At 67.0% G+C, this 15417-nt stretch carries 14 protein-coding genes; 7 read left to right on the top strand and 7 right to left on the bottom strand.

The window, feature by feature from the left end:
* Positions 1-101: 101 nt before the first annotated feature.
* Genes E4K09_RS08420 through E4K09_RS08405 form a run of 4 tightly spaced genes read right to left on the bottom strand, consistent with a single transcriptional unit; the run spans position 102 to position 2837 of the window.
* Positions 102-1349 (bottom strand): CCA tRNA nucleotidyltransferase, encoded by a 1248-nt coding sequence (locus tag E4K09_RS08420; protein WP_134496297.1) that lies wholly within the window; start codon positions 1347-1349, stop codon positions 102-104.
* Entirely contained in the window at positions 1346-1603 is a 258-nt protein-coding gene (locus tag E4K09_RS08415; RefSeq protein WP_134496296.1) for a DUF6111 family protein, read from the bottom strand. The genes E4K09_RS08420 and E4K09_RS08415 overlap by 4 nt, the downstream gene beginning before the upstream one ends.
* Entirely contained in the window at positions 1600-2238 is a 639-nt protein-coding gene (locus E4K09_RS08410; RefSeq protein ID WP_134496295.1) for a CoA pyrophosphatase, read from the bottom strand. Before E4K09_RS08410 ends, E4K09_RS08415 begins: the two co-directional genes overlap by 4 nt.
* Positions 2235-2837 carry a DUF1285 domain-containing protein gene (locus E4K09_RS08405; protein WP_134496294.1) on the bottom strand — a complete coding sequence of 201 codons (603 nt, stop codon included), beginning with the start codon at positions 2835-2837 and terminating at the stop codon, positions 2235-2237. Before E4K09_RS08405 ends, E4K09_RS08410 begins: the two co-directional genes overlap by 4 nt.
* Before the next feature lie 199 nt (positions 2838-3036).
* Between E4K09_RS08405 and E4K09_RS08400 the strand changes: the two genes are divergently transcribed.
* The 4 genes from E4K09_RS08400 to E4K09_RS08385 are packed head-to-tail and all read left to right on the top strand — an operon-like array spanning position 3037 to position 9885.
* On the top strand, positions 3037-4053 hold the full coding sequence (locus E4K09_RS08400) for an AAA family ATPase (protein WP_134496293.1): 1017 nt from the start codon (positions 3037-3039) through the stop codon (positions 4051-4053).
* A 10-nt stretch (positions 4054-4063) separates the two neighbouring features.
* Positions 4064-4990 (top strand): DUF58 domain-containing protein, encoded by a 927-nt coding sequence (locus E4K09_RS08395; RefSeq protein ID WP_134496292.1) that lies wholly within the window; start codon positions 4064-4066, stop codon positions 4988-4990.
* A gap of 3 nt (positions 4991-4993) precedes the next feature.
* On the top strand, positions 4994-7798 hold the full coding sequence (locus E4K09_RS08390) for a DUF4159 domain-containing protein (protein ID WP_134496291.1): 2805 nt from the start codon (positions 4994-4996) through the stop codon (positions 7796-7798).
* Positions 7799-7806: 8 nt separating this feature from the next.
* The gene (locus E4K09_RS08385) at positions 7807-9885 is read left to right on the top strand and encodes a hypothetical protein (RefSeq protein ID WP_134496290.1); all 2079 of its coding nucleotides are present in this window, start codon (positions 7807-7809) and stop codon (positions 9883-9885) included.
* Between the two features lie 2 nt (positions 9886-9887).
* Here the strand turns inward: E4K09_RS08385 and E4K09_RS08380 are convergent, their stop codons facing one another.
* Both E4K09_RS08380 and E4K09_RS08375 read right to left on the bottom strand, forming a co-directional pair.
* The gene (locus E4K09_RS08380) at positions 9888-10397 is read right to left on the bottom strand and encodes a GNAT family N-acetyltransferase (protein WP_134496289.1); all 510 of its coding nucleotides are present in this window, start codon (positions 10395-10397) and stop codon (positions 9888-9890) included.
* A gap of 163 nt (positions 10398-10560) precedes the next feature.
* Positions 10561-11043: an NUDIX domain-containing protein gene (locus E4K09_RS08375; protein WP_134496288.1), complete on the bottom strand. Its 483-nt coding sequence runs from the start codon at positions 11041-11043 to the stop codon at positions 10561-10563.
* A gap of 351 nt (positions 11044-11394) precedes the next feature.
* Between E4K09_RS08375 and mbfA the strand changes: the two genes are divergently transcribed.
* From mbfA to E4K09_RS08360, 3 genes are all read left to right on the top strand, one after another.
* Positions 11395-12366, top strand: coding sequence for an iron exporter MbfA (gene mbfA / locus E4K09_RS08370; protein WP_134496287.1), 972 nt, complete (start codon positions 11395-11397; stop codon positions 12364-12366).
* 51 nt (positions 12367-12417) lie between these two features.
* Positions 12418-13332 (top strand): metallophosphoesterase family protein, encoded by a 915-nt coding sequence (locus E4K09_RS08365; protein WP_134496286.1) that lies wholly within the window; start codon positions 12418-12420, stop codon positions 13330-13332.
* A 283-nt stretch (positions 13333-13615) separates the two neighbouring features.
* Positions 13616-14437, top strand: coding sequence for a DUF4142 domain-containing protein (locus tag E4K09_RS08360; RefSeq protein WP_134496285.1), 822 nt, complete (start codon positions 13616-13618; stop codon positions 14435-14437).
* Positions 14438-14490: 53 nt separating this feature from the next.
* Here the strand turns inward: E4K09_RS08360 and E4K09_RS08355 are convergent, their stop codons facing one another.
* Positions 14491-15417 (bottom strand): sugar kinase, encoded by a 927-nt coding sequence (locus E4K09_RS08355; RefSeq protein ID WP_134496284.1) that lies wholly within the window; start codon positions 15415-15417, stop codon positions 14491-14493.

The following is a 15417-nucleotide window of genomic DNA, read 5'->3' as shown; positions in this document are numbered from 1 at the left end:
CTACGCAGTCTCCTCGTCATGCCCAGGCTCGTCCCGGCCATCCACGTCTTGGAGCGGGGTGAGGCGTGGGTGCCCGGACCAGTTCAGGGATCACGTATCGGTCACACCTGCGCCAACATCCGCTCCAACAGATCCTTCGCGGAGGCCTCGTCCGTGCGGCACCCCTCCGCGAGCCAGGCCTGATAGGCCTTCGCGAGAAGCTCGCCGATCCGCGGGCCTTTCGGAATGCCGCGCGCGACCAGATCGGCGCCGCGCAGCGGGAACACCGGCACGGGGTCCCGGCCACTCCGATAACGCTCGAGAGCCTCGAAGGCGCGCCTGTCCACGACGGGGGACGGTTCTCCGCCGACAGCCGCCAGGACGGCGCTCAACGTTTCGACCCCGTGCTCGGTCACAAGACGGCGGATGGCTATTGCGTCGAGCGGCAGAACCCGGGTCTTGAGGCCGGCGAGCAGTCGCGCATAGGCGGCGAGCTTCTTGTGCTCGTCATTGGACAATCTCAGATGCGCGCGCATGCGATCCGCATCCTGCTCGACCATCACGGCAAGCGCGGCCAGACGCCAGATCGGCACCGGACGATCTCTGTCGGACGCGGCCATCCTGCCGAAGCGGCCGAACTCCGCGGCCCCCGCGAGGAGCCATGTCAGGAAACCGTGACCGGCGAGAACCTGAAGCGTCTCTTCCGCGCGCCGTGCCACCAGGAGCCTGAGAAGCTCGTGGCGGATGCGCTCCTTCGAGAGGATCGCCAATCCGTGCCGCTCCGCGCCCGATGCAGCGAGCCCCGCCGCATCGGGCGCGCCTTCCGCGTATTCCGCATGGAAGCGGAAGAAGCGCATGATGCGTAAGTAATCCTCGCGGATGCGCGCATGCGCGTTTCCGATGAAGCGCACGCGCCGCGCCTGGAGATCGGCGGCACCATCCGTGTAATCGTAAAGCTGCCCGTCAAGGCCGAGAGACAGGGCGTTGATGGTGAAATCGCGGCGCTTGGCGTCGAGCACGAAATCGCGCCCGAAATGCACGACCGCCTGACGGCCGTTCGTCTCCACATCCACGCGCAGGGCGGTGACCTCGAAGGGCTCGCCGTCCACGATCACCGTGATGGTGCCATGCTCGATGCCGGTCGGAACGGACTTGAACCCGGCCGCGCTCGCGCGCTTCACCATGGCCTCGGGCAACATGGTGGTGTTGCAATCCACTTCCGTGACGGGACGCCCGAGCAGGGCGTTGCGCACGGCGCCGCCGACGATGCGGGTCTCTTCGCCATGACCGTTGAAGACCTCGAGGAGACGGCGCAGCTGCGGGCGCTCGAGCAGGCTCAGAAGCGCCTTGTGATCGAGATTCTGGCTCACTGAAACTGCCCCGGAACGACCCGTCCATTCTCGATATGCGTCGGCACGAAGGCGCCGGTCTGACCATCCGTCGTCAAGCCCGTGACGACGAGCGAGACGATGACCATAACAAGCCCCGCGATGGCGAGCCAGAGCGATTGATCGCTCCACGAGGACCAGGCCAGGGCATTGCGGCGCCGGATCACCAGATAGGCGGCGAAGAGCACGAAAGGCAGGAGGAACAGCACCAATCCCTGCAGGAGCGCACGCGTCATGGTGTGTAGAGCCTCTCGTAAAGATTGCGGATGATTCCCGCCGTCACCCCCCAGATATAGCGCCCCTCGTAAGGCATCGCATAATAGCGGCGAAGCCGGCCCTTCCATTCACGGGAGTGAAGCTCGTGACGCGCCGGGTCCATGAGAAAGCTCAGCGGCACCTCGAAGGCCTCGGCCACTTCGTGCGGGTTGAGGTCGAGGGTGTAGGACGGCGAGACGCGCGCCACGACGGGGATCACCAGGTAATTGGTGGTGGACAGATAGGCATCGAGATAGCCGAGAGGCGAGATGAAGCGGCTGTCGAGCCCGATCTCCTCTTGGGCCTCGCGGCAAGCGGCCGCAAGGACCGAGTCGTCCGTGGGGTCGACGCGACCGCCCGGAAAGGCGATCTGCCCCGAATGCTGGCGAAGCGCCGCGGAGCGCTCGGTGAGCAGCAAAGCGGGCTCCTCCCGCATCACGACAGGGACGAGAACGGCGGCGGGTTTCGGAGAGAGCGGAAGCGCCAGAGGCACGTTGTCGAGGCTGTGGTCGCCACGCGGATCGGTGAGCGCATCCTCCAGATGCGGCGGCTCGGGCCGCAGCCGCTCCGCGGCCAGGGTCAGGAAATCCGGCCTGTCCAGGGGGGCGGCCCTCATGAAAAATCTCCCAGGTCCGCGGCGGAGGCGATGGGAAAGAACGCATCCTTGACCGCGATTCCGAACAGATTGCGTCCTTCGATCTGCCGTTCCTCGGCGAGCGCAATCAGGTCCAGGGTCAAGGAACGGGTGACGAGGGCCCACAGGTCCCCGCGAACCTTCACATAAGGCTTCACGCCTCCATGCTCGCCCTCCTCGAAGCGCAGGGGATTGTCCGGCCCCGCCTGCACGAGATCGTCCACGTTCGTGCGAAAGGCGATCTGACGGGAATCCCCCTCCCCTTCGACCGCCATCTCGACGGCCAGGAACGGGGCGTCCTCCACGGCAATCCCCACCCGCTCGACCGGCGTGACGAGCACGTAGCGCTCTGGGTCCTTCCGTAGGACGGTGGAAAACAGCTTGACGAGGGCGGGCCGGTTGATGGGAGAGCCCATGTAGTGCCAGGAGCCGTCGGCCGCGATGCGCATGTCGATCTCGCCGCAATAGGGCGGGTTCCAACGCTCGACCGGAGGCGGGCCCTTGCGCTTGGGATCGGAGCCCAGCGCCTGCGTGAGGCGGGCCAGGGCGCTGCCGGGAGTGGGAGTGCTGGAATGGGTCATGACACAAGCGTGAACAAGAAAATCAACTCGGAGGATCGACGAAAGGCTGCCGCCGGCTACTTCCTCAGCATAGTGTCCTCAACCGCCACATCCAATCCTTCGGCTTTGTCCGCTGCGGCGCATCGACCCTTGCCACTCGATAGGAATCGAAGGCAGACTAGATGGATGGGGCGTATGCAACGAGAGGGAGAGTGACCTCATGACGGCCAGCATTTCTCAAGCGCCCACCGCCTTGGACGACGCGATCATCCGCAATGCGGAGGCAACGCTTGAGACTGTCGGGCGCGCCAGGGAGGCCATCCACACCGTCATCTTCGGCCAGGAGGACGTGGTCGACCAGACCCTGATCACCCTGCTGGCGGGCGGCCACGGTCTGCTCGTGGGCGTTCCGGGCCTGGCCAAGACCAAGCTCGTCGAGACGCTCGGCACCGTGCTGGGTCTCGACGCCCGCCGCATCCAGTTCACGCCGGACCTGATGCCGTCCGATATCCTGGGATCGGAAATCCTCGACGAAGGCGCCGACCGGCGCCGCTCCTTCCGGTTCGTCAAAGGTCCGGTCTTCACGCAGCTTCTCATGGCGGACGAGATCAACCGCGCGAGCCCCCGCACCCAGTCCGCCCTGCTCCAGGCCATGCAGGAGCATCACGTCTCCGTGGGCGGCGAGCGGCACGATCTGCCCCAGCCCTTCCATGTGCTCGCCACGCAGAATCCGGTGGAGCAGGAAGGCACCTATCCCCTTCCCGAGGCCCAGCTCGACCGTTTCCTTCTGCAGATCGACGTGGGCTATCCGAGCCGCGAGGCCGAACGGCGCATCCTCATCGAGACGACCGGCGCGGAGGATCACAAGCCCGTCGCCGTGATGAATGCCGAGGCGCTCATGAACGCCCAGCGTCTCGTGCGCCGCTTGCCGGTCGGCGAGAGCGTGGTCGAAGCGATCCTCGATCTCGTGCGCTCGGCCCGTCCCGAGAGCGACAGCATCGAGGGCGTGAGCGACAAGGTTCTGTGGGGGCCGGGCCCCCGCGCCAGCCAGGCGCTGATGCTGGCGGTGCGTGCGCGCGCCCTCATCGAGGGCCGCGTCGCGCCCTCCCTCGCCGACGTAACGGCGCTGGCCGAGCCCGTTCTCAAGCACCGCATGGCGCTCACCTTCTCGGCCCGCGCCGATGGCGAGACGCTGTCGAGCGTCATCGGCCGTCTCACCGCCCGGCTCAAAGGTTAGGGACAGCGTCATGGCCCGTGTCCGGGTCCTTCCCGAGAGCGCCCGGTCACCGGGGCGCCAGGAAACCGAGAGCGCGCTCTCGCTCGCCGATCGCATGCCGCGCCTCGTGCTCGAAGCCCGGCGCGTGGCGGCGAACCTCGCGCACGGCATCCACGGCCGCCGACGCGCGGGCGTCGGCGAGAGTTTCTGGCAGTTCCGCCCCTTCGTGGCCGGCGAAGCCGCGCAGCGTATCGACTGGCGCCGCTCGGGCCGCGACGACCGGCTCTATGTGCGTGAGCGCGAATGGGAGACGGCGCAGACCCTGTGGATCTGGATCGACCGCTCCGCCTCCATGGCCTATGCCTCCGAACTTGCCCAGGCCCCCAAGATCGAGCGCGCCGTCGTGCTGGGGCTCGCCATGGCCGATTGCTTCGTGGAATCGGGCGAGCGCATCGGCATGCTCGGCCTCATGGCGCCACGCGCGACGCGGCGTATTGCCGAGACCATGGCGCAGAATCTGGTGGCGGACCGCGCCTCCCTCGAGGACGATCTTCCTCCGGGCGCTCCCATCGCGCCCCAGCACGAAGCCATCCTGATCGGCGATTTTCTCTCTCCCGTGCGCGACATCGCAGCTGCCGTGGAAGGCGTCTCCGCCCGCGGCGCCCGCGGCCATCTCGTCATGATCGTCGATCCTGTCGAGGAGACGTTCCCGTTCCAGGGTCAGGCCGTTCTGCACGACCTGGAGGACGGCCTCTCGCTGCGCATCGGCGACGCCGTATCCTGGGGACGGGCCTATCGCGCGCGGATCGAACAGCATCGGTCCGATTTGCAGGAGATCACGCGCCGCCGGGGCTGGACCTTCACGATCCATCGCACCGACCGGCCCGCGAGCGAAGCCGCGCTCCGCCTGCTGACGCTGGTGTCGGCGGCCCGCGGCGTGGTCATGGGAGGGCGCTAGGTCATGCTGGGGCTTCCTCTCACCTTCGCCGTCCCGCTCGTCCTGACGGCGCTCGCGGCCCTTCCGGCGATCTGGCTGCTGCTGCGCATCACGCCGCCGCAGCCGCGGCGCGTCGATTTCCCGCCTCTCAAGATCCTGGCCGACCTGCGCCCCGAACAGGAGACCCCCGCCCGCACGCCCTGGTGGCTGCTGCTCATGCGCCTGTTGCTTGCGGCCTTCCTCATCCTCGCGGCCGCTGGGCCGATCTGGAATCCTCTCGCCGAGGACAACAGCCGCGCACCGCTCCTCATCGTCGTGGACAACGGCCTTGCCGCCGCCCATGACTGGCGCGACCGGATGAATCTGGCCTCGGAGCGCATCGAGGCCGCGGGCCGCGACGGGCGCACCGTCTCCCTCGTGGCGACGGCGGAGCAGCCGAGTGCTCTGGAACCGACCAATCCATCGGCCGCGCTGGAGCGTCTGCGCTCCTTGAAGCCGCAACCGCATCTGCAGGACCGCTCGGCCCATCTGGAATCCATCGGGCGCTTTCTGGAAAGCACGCCCGACGCGAATATCGTCTGGATCAGCGACGGGGTGGCGGGCGTTGACGGGCAAGGCTTCATCGACGGCTTGACCCAGATGGCGGATGACCGGCGGATCACGGTTCTCAAATCCGAGCGCGCTACCACGCTTGCCATGGCGGGCGTCGAGAATGTCGGCGGACGGTTGAACGCGCGGGTCGTGCGCGCGGAGCCCAACGGCCGCGACTCCGGCACATTGCGTGCCCTCGATCTCAGGAACCTGCCGCTCGCCGACATGCGATTCAGCTTCGAGCCGGACGCCACCGAGACCAGCGTCGCCTTCGATCTGCCGACCGAGATCAGAAACGCCATCGCGCGCATCGAAATTCTCGGCGAGAGTTCCGCCGGCGCCGTGAACCTGCTCGACGAGCGTGGCAAGCGCCGGCGCGTCGGCCTCGTGTTCGGAGGCACCGCCGATCAGAGTCAGCCGCTGCTGTCGCCGCTCTATTATATCGAGCGCGCCCTCTCTCCCTATTCGGAGATCCGCACGGGCCGCGGCGGCGTCGCCGATGCGGTGAACCAGCTGATCGAGGAACAGGTCTCCGTGCTCGTGTTCGCGGACGTGGGCGGCCTCGACCGCGAGACCCTGGGCAGGGTCACGGAATTTGTCCAGAACGGCGGGCTGCTCCTGCGCTTCGCCGGCTCGCGCCTGGCGGCCGGGAACGACGAACTCGTGCCGGTACGCCTGCGCCGCGGCGGACGCAGCCTCGGCGGCTCGCTGTCGTGGGATACCCCGAAGACCTTCGCGCCCTTCACGCGCGAGAGCCCGTTCTTCGGGCTCGCCATTCCGGATGAAATCGGCATTCGCCGCCAGATCCTGGCCGAACCCGATGGCGATCTGCCCTCGCGCACCTGGGCGTCTCTCGCGGACGGAACGCCGATCGTCACCGCCGACAAACGCGGGGACGGCCTCATCGTGCTCTTCCACGTGACGGCGGACACCACCTGGTCGAACCTGCCCCTGTCCGGCTTGTTCGTCGACATGCTGCGGCGGATCACGGCTCTCGCGGGCGCACCGGGCGATGTGAGCGCCGAAGCCCGCAACGCGGAGAACGAAACCGTCGCTCCGCGCCTGACGCTCGACGGCTACGGCGTGTTTACGACGCCGCCCGCCAATGCCCGCGCCGTGGCGCGGGGCTATATCGAGCGCGCCACGGGAGAGCATCCCCCGGGCTTCTACGGCCCCGTCGATTCGAGCCTTGCCGTGAATGCGCTCCTGCCCGGAGACAAGCTCGCGCCGCTCGACATCGCCCCGCTCAACGCACGGGTCGCGCCGCTGGCCGGCGCCCAAACCATCGATCTGCGCATGCCTCTCTTCATGCTCGCTCTCATCCTGCTCCTTGCCGACACCCTCGCCTCCCTCTGGCTCGGCGGTCATCTGTCGAATCTCTCGGGACGGCTGCGCAAGGCGGGGGCCGCAACCTCCATCCTCCTTGCCGCGATGATGGTCCTCACGTCCGCCCCCGACGCCAGGGCACAGGATCTGGGGCTGCGCCGCACCGACGAGAATGCAAATCCGGCCCTCGTGACGCGGCTGGCCTACGTGATCACGGGCGATGCAGGCGTCGACGAGACGAGCAAGGCCGGGCTCACGGGCCTGACGCAGATCCTGTCGCAGCGCACGGCCCTCTCGCCGGGCGACCCCATCGGCATCGACCTCTCACGGGACGAGGTGGCCTTCTATCCGCTGATCTACTGGCCCATCATCCCCACGCGCCCCATGCCGTCCGAGGCCGCCATCAGGCGTCTCGACGCCTTCATGAAGGGCGGCGGCACGGTGATCTTCGACACCCGCGACGCCTTCACCAATCGCCCGGGCGGCGCCGTCAGCGCCGAGGGGCAATATCTGCGCCGCATGCTGGCCACGCTCGACATTCCCGAGCTCGAGCCGGTGCCGGCCGATCACGTGCTGACGAAGACGTTCTACATTCTCGATTCCTTCCCCGGCCGATACGCCACGGGGCAGACTTGGGTCGAGGCTCTGCCGCCGCAGGCGGAAGGGGAGGAGAACCGCCCGGCCCGTTCCGGCGACAGCGTCTCGCCGATCATCATCACGTCCAACGACCTCGCCGCCGCCTGGGCCGTGGGCCCGCGCGGGGAGTACCTCTACCCGATCGTCGGCAGCGATCAGCGCCAGCGTGAGATGGCCTATCGCAGCGGCATCAACATCGTGATGTACTCGCTGACCGGAAACTACAAGGCCGATCAGGTGCATGTGCCTGCGCTGCTCGAGCGGCTTGGCCAGTAAGGCAACTCATGTCAGTCCTCTCGATCAGCTTCTCACCCCTCATCCCGCTTTACGCGCTTTGGGCGATCGGCGCCGTCGCCGGGCTGCTCGCGCTCCTGGCCGTGGTCTCCCGCGGCCCCGTGGCGATCCTCAGAGCCGTCGCCCTGGCGCTTGTCCTCCTCGCGCTTGCCAATCCGTCGCTCGTGCAGGAGGAGCGCGAGAAGGTGAAGGATATCGTGGCGATCGTGACCGACCGCTCGGCGTCGCAGACGCTCGGCGACCGCTCCGCGATGACCGACCAGGTCAGGGCCGAGCTGGAGCGGCGCTTCGGTTCGCTGGCCGACGTGGAGCCACGCTACATCGATGCGGACGACAGCGGCGGCGATGAGGGAACACGCCTGTTCGCCGCCCTCTCCAACGGCCTGTCGGACGTTCCGCCGGACCGCCTCGCGGGCGTGATCCTGATCACCGACGGCGTGGTGCACGACATCCCGCCCACGGCGCAATCTCTCGGATTCCAGGCACCGCTCCACGCTTTGATCACCGGCCGTCCGGACGAGCGCGACCGGCAGATCAAGCTGATCGAGGCCCCCCGCTTCGGCATCGTCGGCAAGGATCAGACCATTCGCGCGCAGGTGATGGAGCGCGGCGGCACCGGCTCCGCCCTTGTCACGCTTCGCCGCGATGGGCAGGTTCTGTCCCGCCAGCAGGTCCGCGCCGACACGCCGTTCTCGTTGCAGGTTCGCATCGAGCATGGCGGCACGAACGTGGTCGAGCTGGAAGTGGAGGGCCTGCCAAACGAGCTGACGCAGGCCAACAACCGCGCGGTCATTGCCGTCGAAGGCATCCGCGAAAAGCTGCGCGTGCTGCTGGTCTCAGGCGAGCCCCATGCCGGCGAGCGCACCTGGCGCAACCTGCTGAAATCCGACGCCAATGTGGACCTCGTCCATTTCACGATCCTGCGCCCGCCGGAGAAGCAGGACGGCACGCCAATCAACGAACTCTCGCTGATCGCTTTTCCGACCCGCGAACTGTTCCAGCAGAAGATCAAGGATTTCGACCTGATCATCTTCGACCGCTACGCCAACCAGAGCATCCTGCCCTCGAGCTATTTCGAGAACATCGTGCGCTACGTGCGCGAGGGCGGCGCGATCCTGGTCGCGGCGGGTCCGGAATTCGCAAGCTACGGCAGCCTGGCGCAGACCCGGCTCGCCCCTGTCATTCCGGGCGTTCCCAACGGCCGCATCGTCGAGCAGCCTTACAAGGCCAGCATCACCGATACGGGAAACCGCCATCCGGTTACGCGGGAGCTGCCGGGCTCCGAGACGTCGCCGCCGGCCTGGGGAGAGTGGCTGCGCATCATCGGCTCGGAGGTGCAGTCGGGAGCGACGCTGATGTCGGGGGCCAACGATCTGCCCCTGCTCGTGCTCCGCCGCGAGGAAAAGGGCCGCGTCGCGCTGCTTCTGTCGGACCACGCCTGGCTTTGGGCGCGCGGCTATCAAGATGGCGGCCCGCATCTCGACCTCCTGCGCCGTCTCGCCCATTGGCTCATGAAGGAACCCGCTCTGGAGGAGGAAGCGCTCCGCGCCTCCGCCAACGGACGCACCATCCGCATCGAGCGGCAAACCATGGAGGACGCGGCTGATCCCGTGACCCTCGTGGCGCCGAGCGGAGCGGAGACCAGCATTCCGCTCACCGAAGGCCGGCCTGGCCTCTTCACGGCCGAAGTCGAAGGCAAGGAGCTCGGACTTCACACCGTGCGTTCGGGCGACCTCGTCGCCTTCGTCAGCATTGGCCCGGCCAATCCCCGCGAATTGATGGACGTGTTCAGCAATACGGAAGCACTCAGCCCGATTGCGGAAGCGACCGGCGGCTCCGTGCGCCGGGTCGCCATGGCGGGCGACCAGGGCATCACCGTGCCGCGCATTCTCGCGGTGCATTCCGGCTCGCGCTTCTCCGGCGGCGACTGGATCGGGATCAGGCCGAGCGAGAGCGCCATCGTGCGCGGCGTCTCCGTCTTTCCGCTGGCGCTGGGCTTCGTGGGCCTTGCGCTGCTGATCGGCGCGACGCTCGCGGCCTGGCTGACGGAAGGCCGCCGCAGGGCTTGACGTCATGCATCCTTCGGTAGCGGCGTGACGATCCCCTTGGCGTGCGCCAACGCCCCCTCCTGCAGTTCGAGGGCGAGGAAGCGAGCGGGATTGACCGGCCCGGGCAATTGCAGGGATTGCGGCGGAACGCGCTTGAAGCCGAAGCGGCTGTAATAGGGCTCGTCGCCCACGAGCAGCACCAGGGTGTGGCCTTTCGCCTTGGCGGCTTCCAGCGAGCGGCCCATGAGCGCGGCACCGATGCCGCGGTTCTCGAAGGCAGGCTCGACGGTCAGCGGCCCCAGCATCAGGGCCGGCTCATCCCCGGCCATGACCGGCGTGAGGCGCACGGAGCCCACCAGAAGGGTCCCCACCATGGCCGTGAAGGAGAGATCGAGCAGATGGCCGGCCCCTTCCCTCAGCCGGGAGGCTGTGCGGGCGAAGCGGCCCGGGCCGAAAGCGCGCTCGTGAAGGCGCTCGATCGCCTCGGAATCGGTGGGTTGCTCGGAACGGATGAGAAGGGAAAGCTCGGTCATGAACGAACTCGGAAACAGCAGATGACGGCAGGCAGCAGAGGCGGCTGGGCAATCGCGTCAGCCCTGTCGTCGTCGCTGAATCCGGATGCTGGTCATGGGCGTGGCGTTTCCTCGGGTGCGCTGGCCATAGCAGCCCAGGGCACGCCGCGCAAACCCTTCTCCTTCACCAATTGGGCGAAAGAGGCTGGCCCTCGAGGATTTCGGCCAGGCGGCGGCGGGTCGCCTCCGTCGTGCCCTCGGGCAGCCGGTCGACGGGAAAGAACCCGGCTTCCGCGATCTCACGGTCGGGCCGCTTCTCCTCCAGGACGGTGAAACGCCGGATCACGTAAACCAGGACATGGTCGCGCCGGGAGATTTTTCGGTTGAAGAACACGCCCGCGAGAACCGGCGTCTCGTCGATGGCGATGCAGGCCTCCTCGCGCAGCTCCCGGGTGAGCGCATCGAGGGCCGTCTCTCCGGTCTCGACCCCGCCTCCCGGCAGATGCCAGCCCGGAACATAGGTGTGCCTGATGAGGAAGACCCGGCTCTGGCCGTCGAGAACCACGCCTCGGACTCCCAAGGTCATCCCCCGCGAGAACCGCCAGTAGGTATGGAGCCCCCAGGAGACGATGCGGGAGGATTTGCTCGATGGCGCGGAGTCGGACATCGGCCGAACTGATCACAGGATGATTACGGAAAGATGAACGAAGACGTTCATCCTATGCATAGCTGCTCCGTCGGAATAACGCGTGACCACCATCATACTAAGGTCTAACACAGCACCAACCAAAGGTGTTCCGATGTTTCTTTCTCTGATCCTCTCCCGTCTCAACCGCTCTGCCCGCTTCGCCTGGTCTCCGGCTCTCAATTTCGAAGACCGCACGATCTACTCGACCCTGATCCCCGGCGCGCAGTACTGAGGCTGCTTCTGCAGGTGCAGCTGCACCGCAAGGATAGAAGCAGGGACTTGGCTGCACGCAACGGGCCTGTTTAGAATACTTCTAAACAGGAGCCGGACATGAAATCCCTGTCTGAACTGACGGAGCGCGAGTTGGTCGCGCTCGCCATCGCCAGCGAAGAGGAAGATTCACGGATCTACCAGCACTTCGCGGACCGCCTCCGTGGCGATTTCCCCGCCTCCGCCGAGATCTTCGACGGCATGGCCGAAGAGGAGCGGGCCCACCGAAACTCCCTCTACGGCTTTTACCGGTCCCGCTTCGGCGAGCATCTCCCCCCGATCCGCCGCGAGGACGTGCGCGGCTTCCTGAAGCGCAGGGCGTTCTGGTGGAACGCCCATCTCGACCTCGACAAGATGCGCCGCGAGGCGGAGCTCATGGAGCTGCAGGCGGCGAATTTCTACGACAAGGCCGCGCAGCAGACCCTGGATGTTTCCGTCCGCGAGCTGTTCACCAAGCTCGCGGAGATCGAGCGCGGACACGAGCGCAAGGCGAGCGAACTGCATGAAGCCCACCTGACCGCCGATACAGAAGCCTCGGAGGAGCAGGCGCGCCGCCGCCTGTTCGTTCTGCAATATGTGCAGCCGGGGTTGGCAGGCCTGATCGACGGCTCCGTCTCGACCCTGGCTCCTCTGTTCGCGGCGGCCTTCGCGACCGGAAACAATTGGGAGACCTTCCTCGTCGGCCTTGCGGCATCCGTGGGCGCCGGCATCAGCATGGGTCTGACGGAGGCCCTCTCCGATGACGGCGAGATCACCGGACGCGGCTCTCCCTGGCTGCGGGGCCTCGTCTGCGGGTTCATGACGGCCGCGGGCGGCCTCGGACACACCCTGCCCTATCTGGTGCCGGATTCCTGGCCCAATGCCTTCCTGCTGGCGACCGGGATCGCGGCCTTCGTGGTGGCCGTCGAGCTGGTCGCGATCTCCTGGATTCGCACGAAATACATGGATACTCCCTTCTGGCGCGCCACCTATCAGGTCATCGTGGGCGGCGTGCTGGTCCTGCTGGCGGGCATCTTCATCGGCAATGCTTGACGACGCGGGCGGCAGGGGCGAACTGTCGTCCGTTCATTGCATTAGGCCATCATGTTTCGCATTGCCCATCTCACGGATCCTCATGTGGGACCCCTCCCGCGGCCGCGCCTGAAGCAGTTGCTGAGCAAGCGCCTCACCGGCTGGTACAACTGGCATCGCAGCCGCCAGGATCTGCACGACATGGAGCTCCTGGCGGAGCTCGTGGCCGACATCCATGCGCAGAAGCCCGACCATATCACCTGCACGGGAGATACCTGCAATATCGGCCTGCCCGACGAATGGGAGACGTCTCGGGTCTTTCTCGAAAGCCTGGGCGATCCGATGCGGGTCACCTTCGTGCCGGGCAATCACGATGCCTATGTGCGCGGCTCCCTCGAGGGCCTTCTCAGGAAGGTCGCGCCCTGGACGCGTGGAGACGATGGCCGCGAGGCCGTGTTCCCGTATCTGCGCCGTTACGGACAGGTCGCCATCGTGGGCCTGTCCTCGGCCATTCCCACCCTGCCCTTCGTGGCGAGCGGACGCGTGGGATCCCAGCAGACGAAGGCCACGGAGGCGATGCTGAGCGAGCTGGGACGCGACCCGTCCTGCTTCCGCATCGTCCTCATCCATCATCCACCCCATGTGGGCGGCGCCGAGCCCGGCCGCAATCTCACCGACGCCAAGCGCTTCGAAGCCATGATCAGGCGTGTGGGCGCCGAACTCATCCTTCATGGGCACAACCACGTGGGATCCCTCGCGCATCTCGACGGGCCACGCGGCCCGGTTCCCGTCATCGGCGCGCCTTCCGCCTCGGCGCGCGGCGGAACGCTCACGCACAAGGCCGGCTACCATCTTTTCACGATCGACCGGGATGAAACGGGTTTCCTGCTCAAGGCGGAGCTCCGTGGTCTGATGCCCGACGGCACGGTGGGCGGCATGGGCATGCTCTCGCTCGCGCGCATCCGCCAATCTCAAGCCTCACCATAATCGCGCGGCTTCCATGGCGCCACGACGATTTCCACAACGCCGCAAGCATTCAGGCTCGCTCGGCCAAGACGAACACCGAATAGAGGCCAGAACAACCCATGCCTGTATTGCAGCCTTTGCCTCAAGCTCGGCAATAATGCTTGCCGACTCAAGACCTATCTTTCACATTTCTGGAACCGCCTAGATCTCTCCTCGTTGATGGGGTGCAGCAGCCACCCACGACTTTTGCAAGCCTCGCGGGCTTCGAACGGTGTTCTGCGCTCCCTGAAACAGGAGTTCCCTGATGAAGAAACATGTTGTTCTCGCGGCCTTGCTTGCATCCATCTCCGCCCCGGCCTTCGCCCAGACGATGATGGACAGCCGGACCTATCGCATGATGGCCGCCCAGTCCGACGCCTTCGAGATCGCATCGAGCCAGCTCGCCCTCCAGCGTTCCCGCAACCCCAATGTGCGCCAGTACGCCCAGCAAATGATCCGGGATCACGGCATGACCAGCCAAGCCCTGAACGGCGGTCGCGCGGTCTATTCCGCATCCGGTGAGTTCATTCCGGGCTCTGTCGGCGGCACGCTGGCCGGCGCGGGAATCGGCGCTCTGGTCGGCGGCCCCGTCGGGGCAGCCGTTGGCGCAGGCATCGGCGCGACGGCCGGTGCAACCGCCGGCGCGGCCGCGACATCCCCTGGCGCGGGTGGAGGCTCGGCAGCCGGTGCCCTGACGGGCGCGGGCGTCGGCGCCCTGGTAGGCGGCCCGGTCGGTGCGGCTGTGGGCGCAGGCATCGGCGCGACGACGGGAGCGGCCGCCGGGGCTGGCGCCGACGTGCAAGCCACCGGCTCGGTGACCCCGATCCGTCTCGGCGTTCCGCTCAGCCCCGAGAAGACCGCCATGCTGAACCAGCTCGCCTCCGCCTCCGGCAGGCAGTTCGACAGCCTCTACGGCCAGTATCAGCGCATGGCCCACCAGGAGGCCCTGAGCCTGCACGCCAGCTATGCCCAGGCGGGCGGCGATCCCTCCCTCCGCCAGTTCGCGGCTTCCGTGGTGCCGCATATCGAGCACCATCTCGCGGAAGCGAGCCGTCTGCCGGGCGGCACGGCGGGACGTCGCCGCTAAGCGGCGCGACGGATCGAACGGACTGTCACGGCGGGCTCTCGGGCCCGCCGTTTTCATGCGCTCTGAAGAAAGCGCTCGACCGCCGCGCGCTCGGGAATGGGCGCGACGGCGCCGCGGCCAAGCGTCGACAGAGCCGCAGCCGCATTGGCATAGGCCGCCGCGCGGAACGGGTCGCGGTGCGCGAGCCACTCGGCCAGGAACGCCCCATCGAACGTGTCGCCCGCGCCCGTGGCGTCGACAGCCTCGACGGGCCGGGCGGCGATCACATCGACTCGCTCCCTGGTTGCCACCATGGTGCCGTTCTTGCCCATGGTCAGCGCAACCACGCCGCAGCCGAGACCCAGATAGAACGCGCAGATCTCCTCCGGCCGCTCAAGTCCCGTGAGCTGGCGCGCATCGTCGAGACCGGGCAGGAGAATGTCCGATAGGGCGGATGCACCGTGAATGATCGCGCGGGCGCGCTCCAGCGGCCAGAGCTTCAGGCGCAGGTTGGTGTCATAGCTGACGACCGTGCCATTCGACTTGGCATGAATGATCGCGGCGAAGACCGCGTCCGCGCAGCTTTCCGAAATCGCCTGCGAAATGCCGGATGCATGCAGGATACGGGCCGATGCGATCTGCGCCAGCGGCAGTTCCTCGCTTGTGATCAGGCTCGCGGCCGATCCCGCGCGGGCATAGGAGAACACATGCCCGTCCGCGCCGTAGCTGATGAAATAGGCTCCCGTCCTGCCGTCCTTGGGCCGGATGACCGAGGAGCAGTCGATCCCCTCGCGCTGCCAGAGATCGAGAAAGTCCTGCCCGAAGAAGTCACCTCCCAGAGCGGTGAAGATCGCAACCTTCGCACCCTGGCGCGCGGCCGCGACCGCCGCGTTGGAGACGTCGCCGCCGTAGCCCGGCAGGTAGAGACGCTCGCCGTCGCGCTGCACCTCCGCAAACTCCATCAGAGGCTCGCCGATGGTGAGAAGATCGATGCTCTTCAT

Origin of the sequence: Microvirga pakistanensis (assembly GCF_004458765.1) — a bacterium.
Classification (GTDB): Bacteria; Pseudomonadota; Alphaproteobacteria; order Rhizobiales; family Beijerinckiaceae; genus Microvirga; species Microvirga pakistanensis.
Note: the sequence above shows the minus strand (reverse complement) of the source record. Positions and strands in the feature narration are given on the sequence as shown.

Excerpts from the sequence above, each read along its gene's own strand:
- E4K09_RS08415 (WP_134496296.1), bottom strand. The coding sequence starts at position 1,603 with ATGACGCGTGCGCTCCTGCAGGGATTGGTGCTGTTCCTCCTGCCTTTC.
- E4K09_RS08410 (WP_134496295.1), bottom strand. The coding sequence starts at position 2,238 with ATGAGGGCCGCCCCCCTGGACAGGCCGGATTTCCTGACCCTGGCCGCG.
- E4K09_RS08405 (WP_134496294.1), bottom strand. The coding sequence starts at position 2,837 with ATGACCCATTCCAGCACTCCCACTCCCGGCAGCGCCCTGGCCCGCCTC.
- E4K09_RS08400 (WP_134496293.1), top strand. The coding sequence starts at position 3,037 with ATGACGGCCAGCATTTCTCAAGCGCCCACCGCCTTGGACGACGCGATC.
- E4K09_RS08395 (WP_134496292.1), top strand. The coding sequence starts at position 4,064 with ATGGCCCGTGTCCGGGTCCTTCCCGAGAGCGCCCGGTCACCGGGGCGC.
- E4K09_RS08390 (WP_134496291.1), top strand. The coding sequence starts at position 4,994 with ATGCTGGGGCTTCCTCTCACCTTCGCCGTCCCGCTCGTCCTGACGGCG.
- E4K09_RS08385 (WP_134496290.1), top strand. The coding sequence starts at position 7,807 with ATGTCAGTCCTCTCGATCAGCTTCTCACCCCTCATCCCGCTTTACGCG.
- E4K09_RS08380 (WP_134496289.1), bottom strand. The coding sequence starts at position 10,397 with ATGACCGAGCTTTCCCTTCTCATCCGTTCCGAGCAACCCACCGATTCC.
- E4K09_RS08375 (WP_134496288.1), bottom strand. The coding sequence starts at position 11,043 with ATGTCCGACTCCGCGCCATCGAGCAAATCCTCCCGCATCGTCTCCTGG.
- mbfA (WP_134496287.1), top strand. The coding sequence starts at position 11,395 with ATGAAATCCCTGTCTGAACTGACGGAGCGCGAGTTGGTCGCGCTCGCC.
- E4K09_RS08365 (WP_134496286.1), top strand. The coding sequence starts at position 12,418 with ATGTTTCGCATTGCCCATCTCACGGATCCTCATGTGGGACCCCTCCCG.
- E4K09_RS08360 (WP_134496285.1), top strand. The coding sequence starts at position 13,616 with ATGAAGAAACATGTTGTTCTCGCGGCCTTGCTTGCATCCATCTCCGCC.
- E4K09_RS08355 (WP_134496284.1), bottom strand. The coding sequence starts at position 15,417 with ATGAAGAGCATCGATCTTCTCACCATCGGCGAGCCTCTGATGGAGTTT.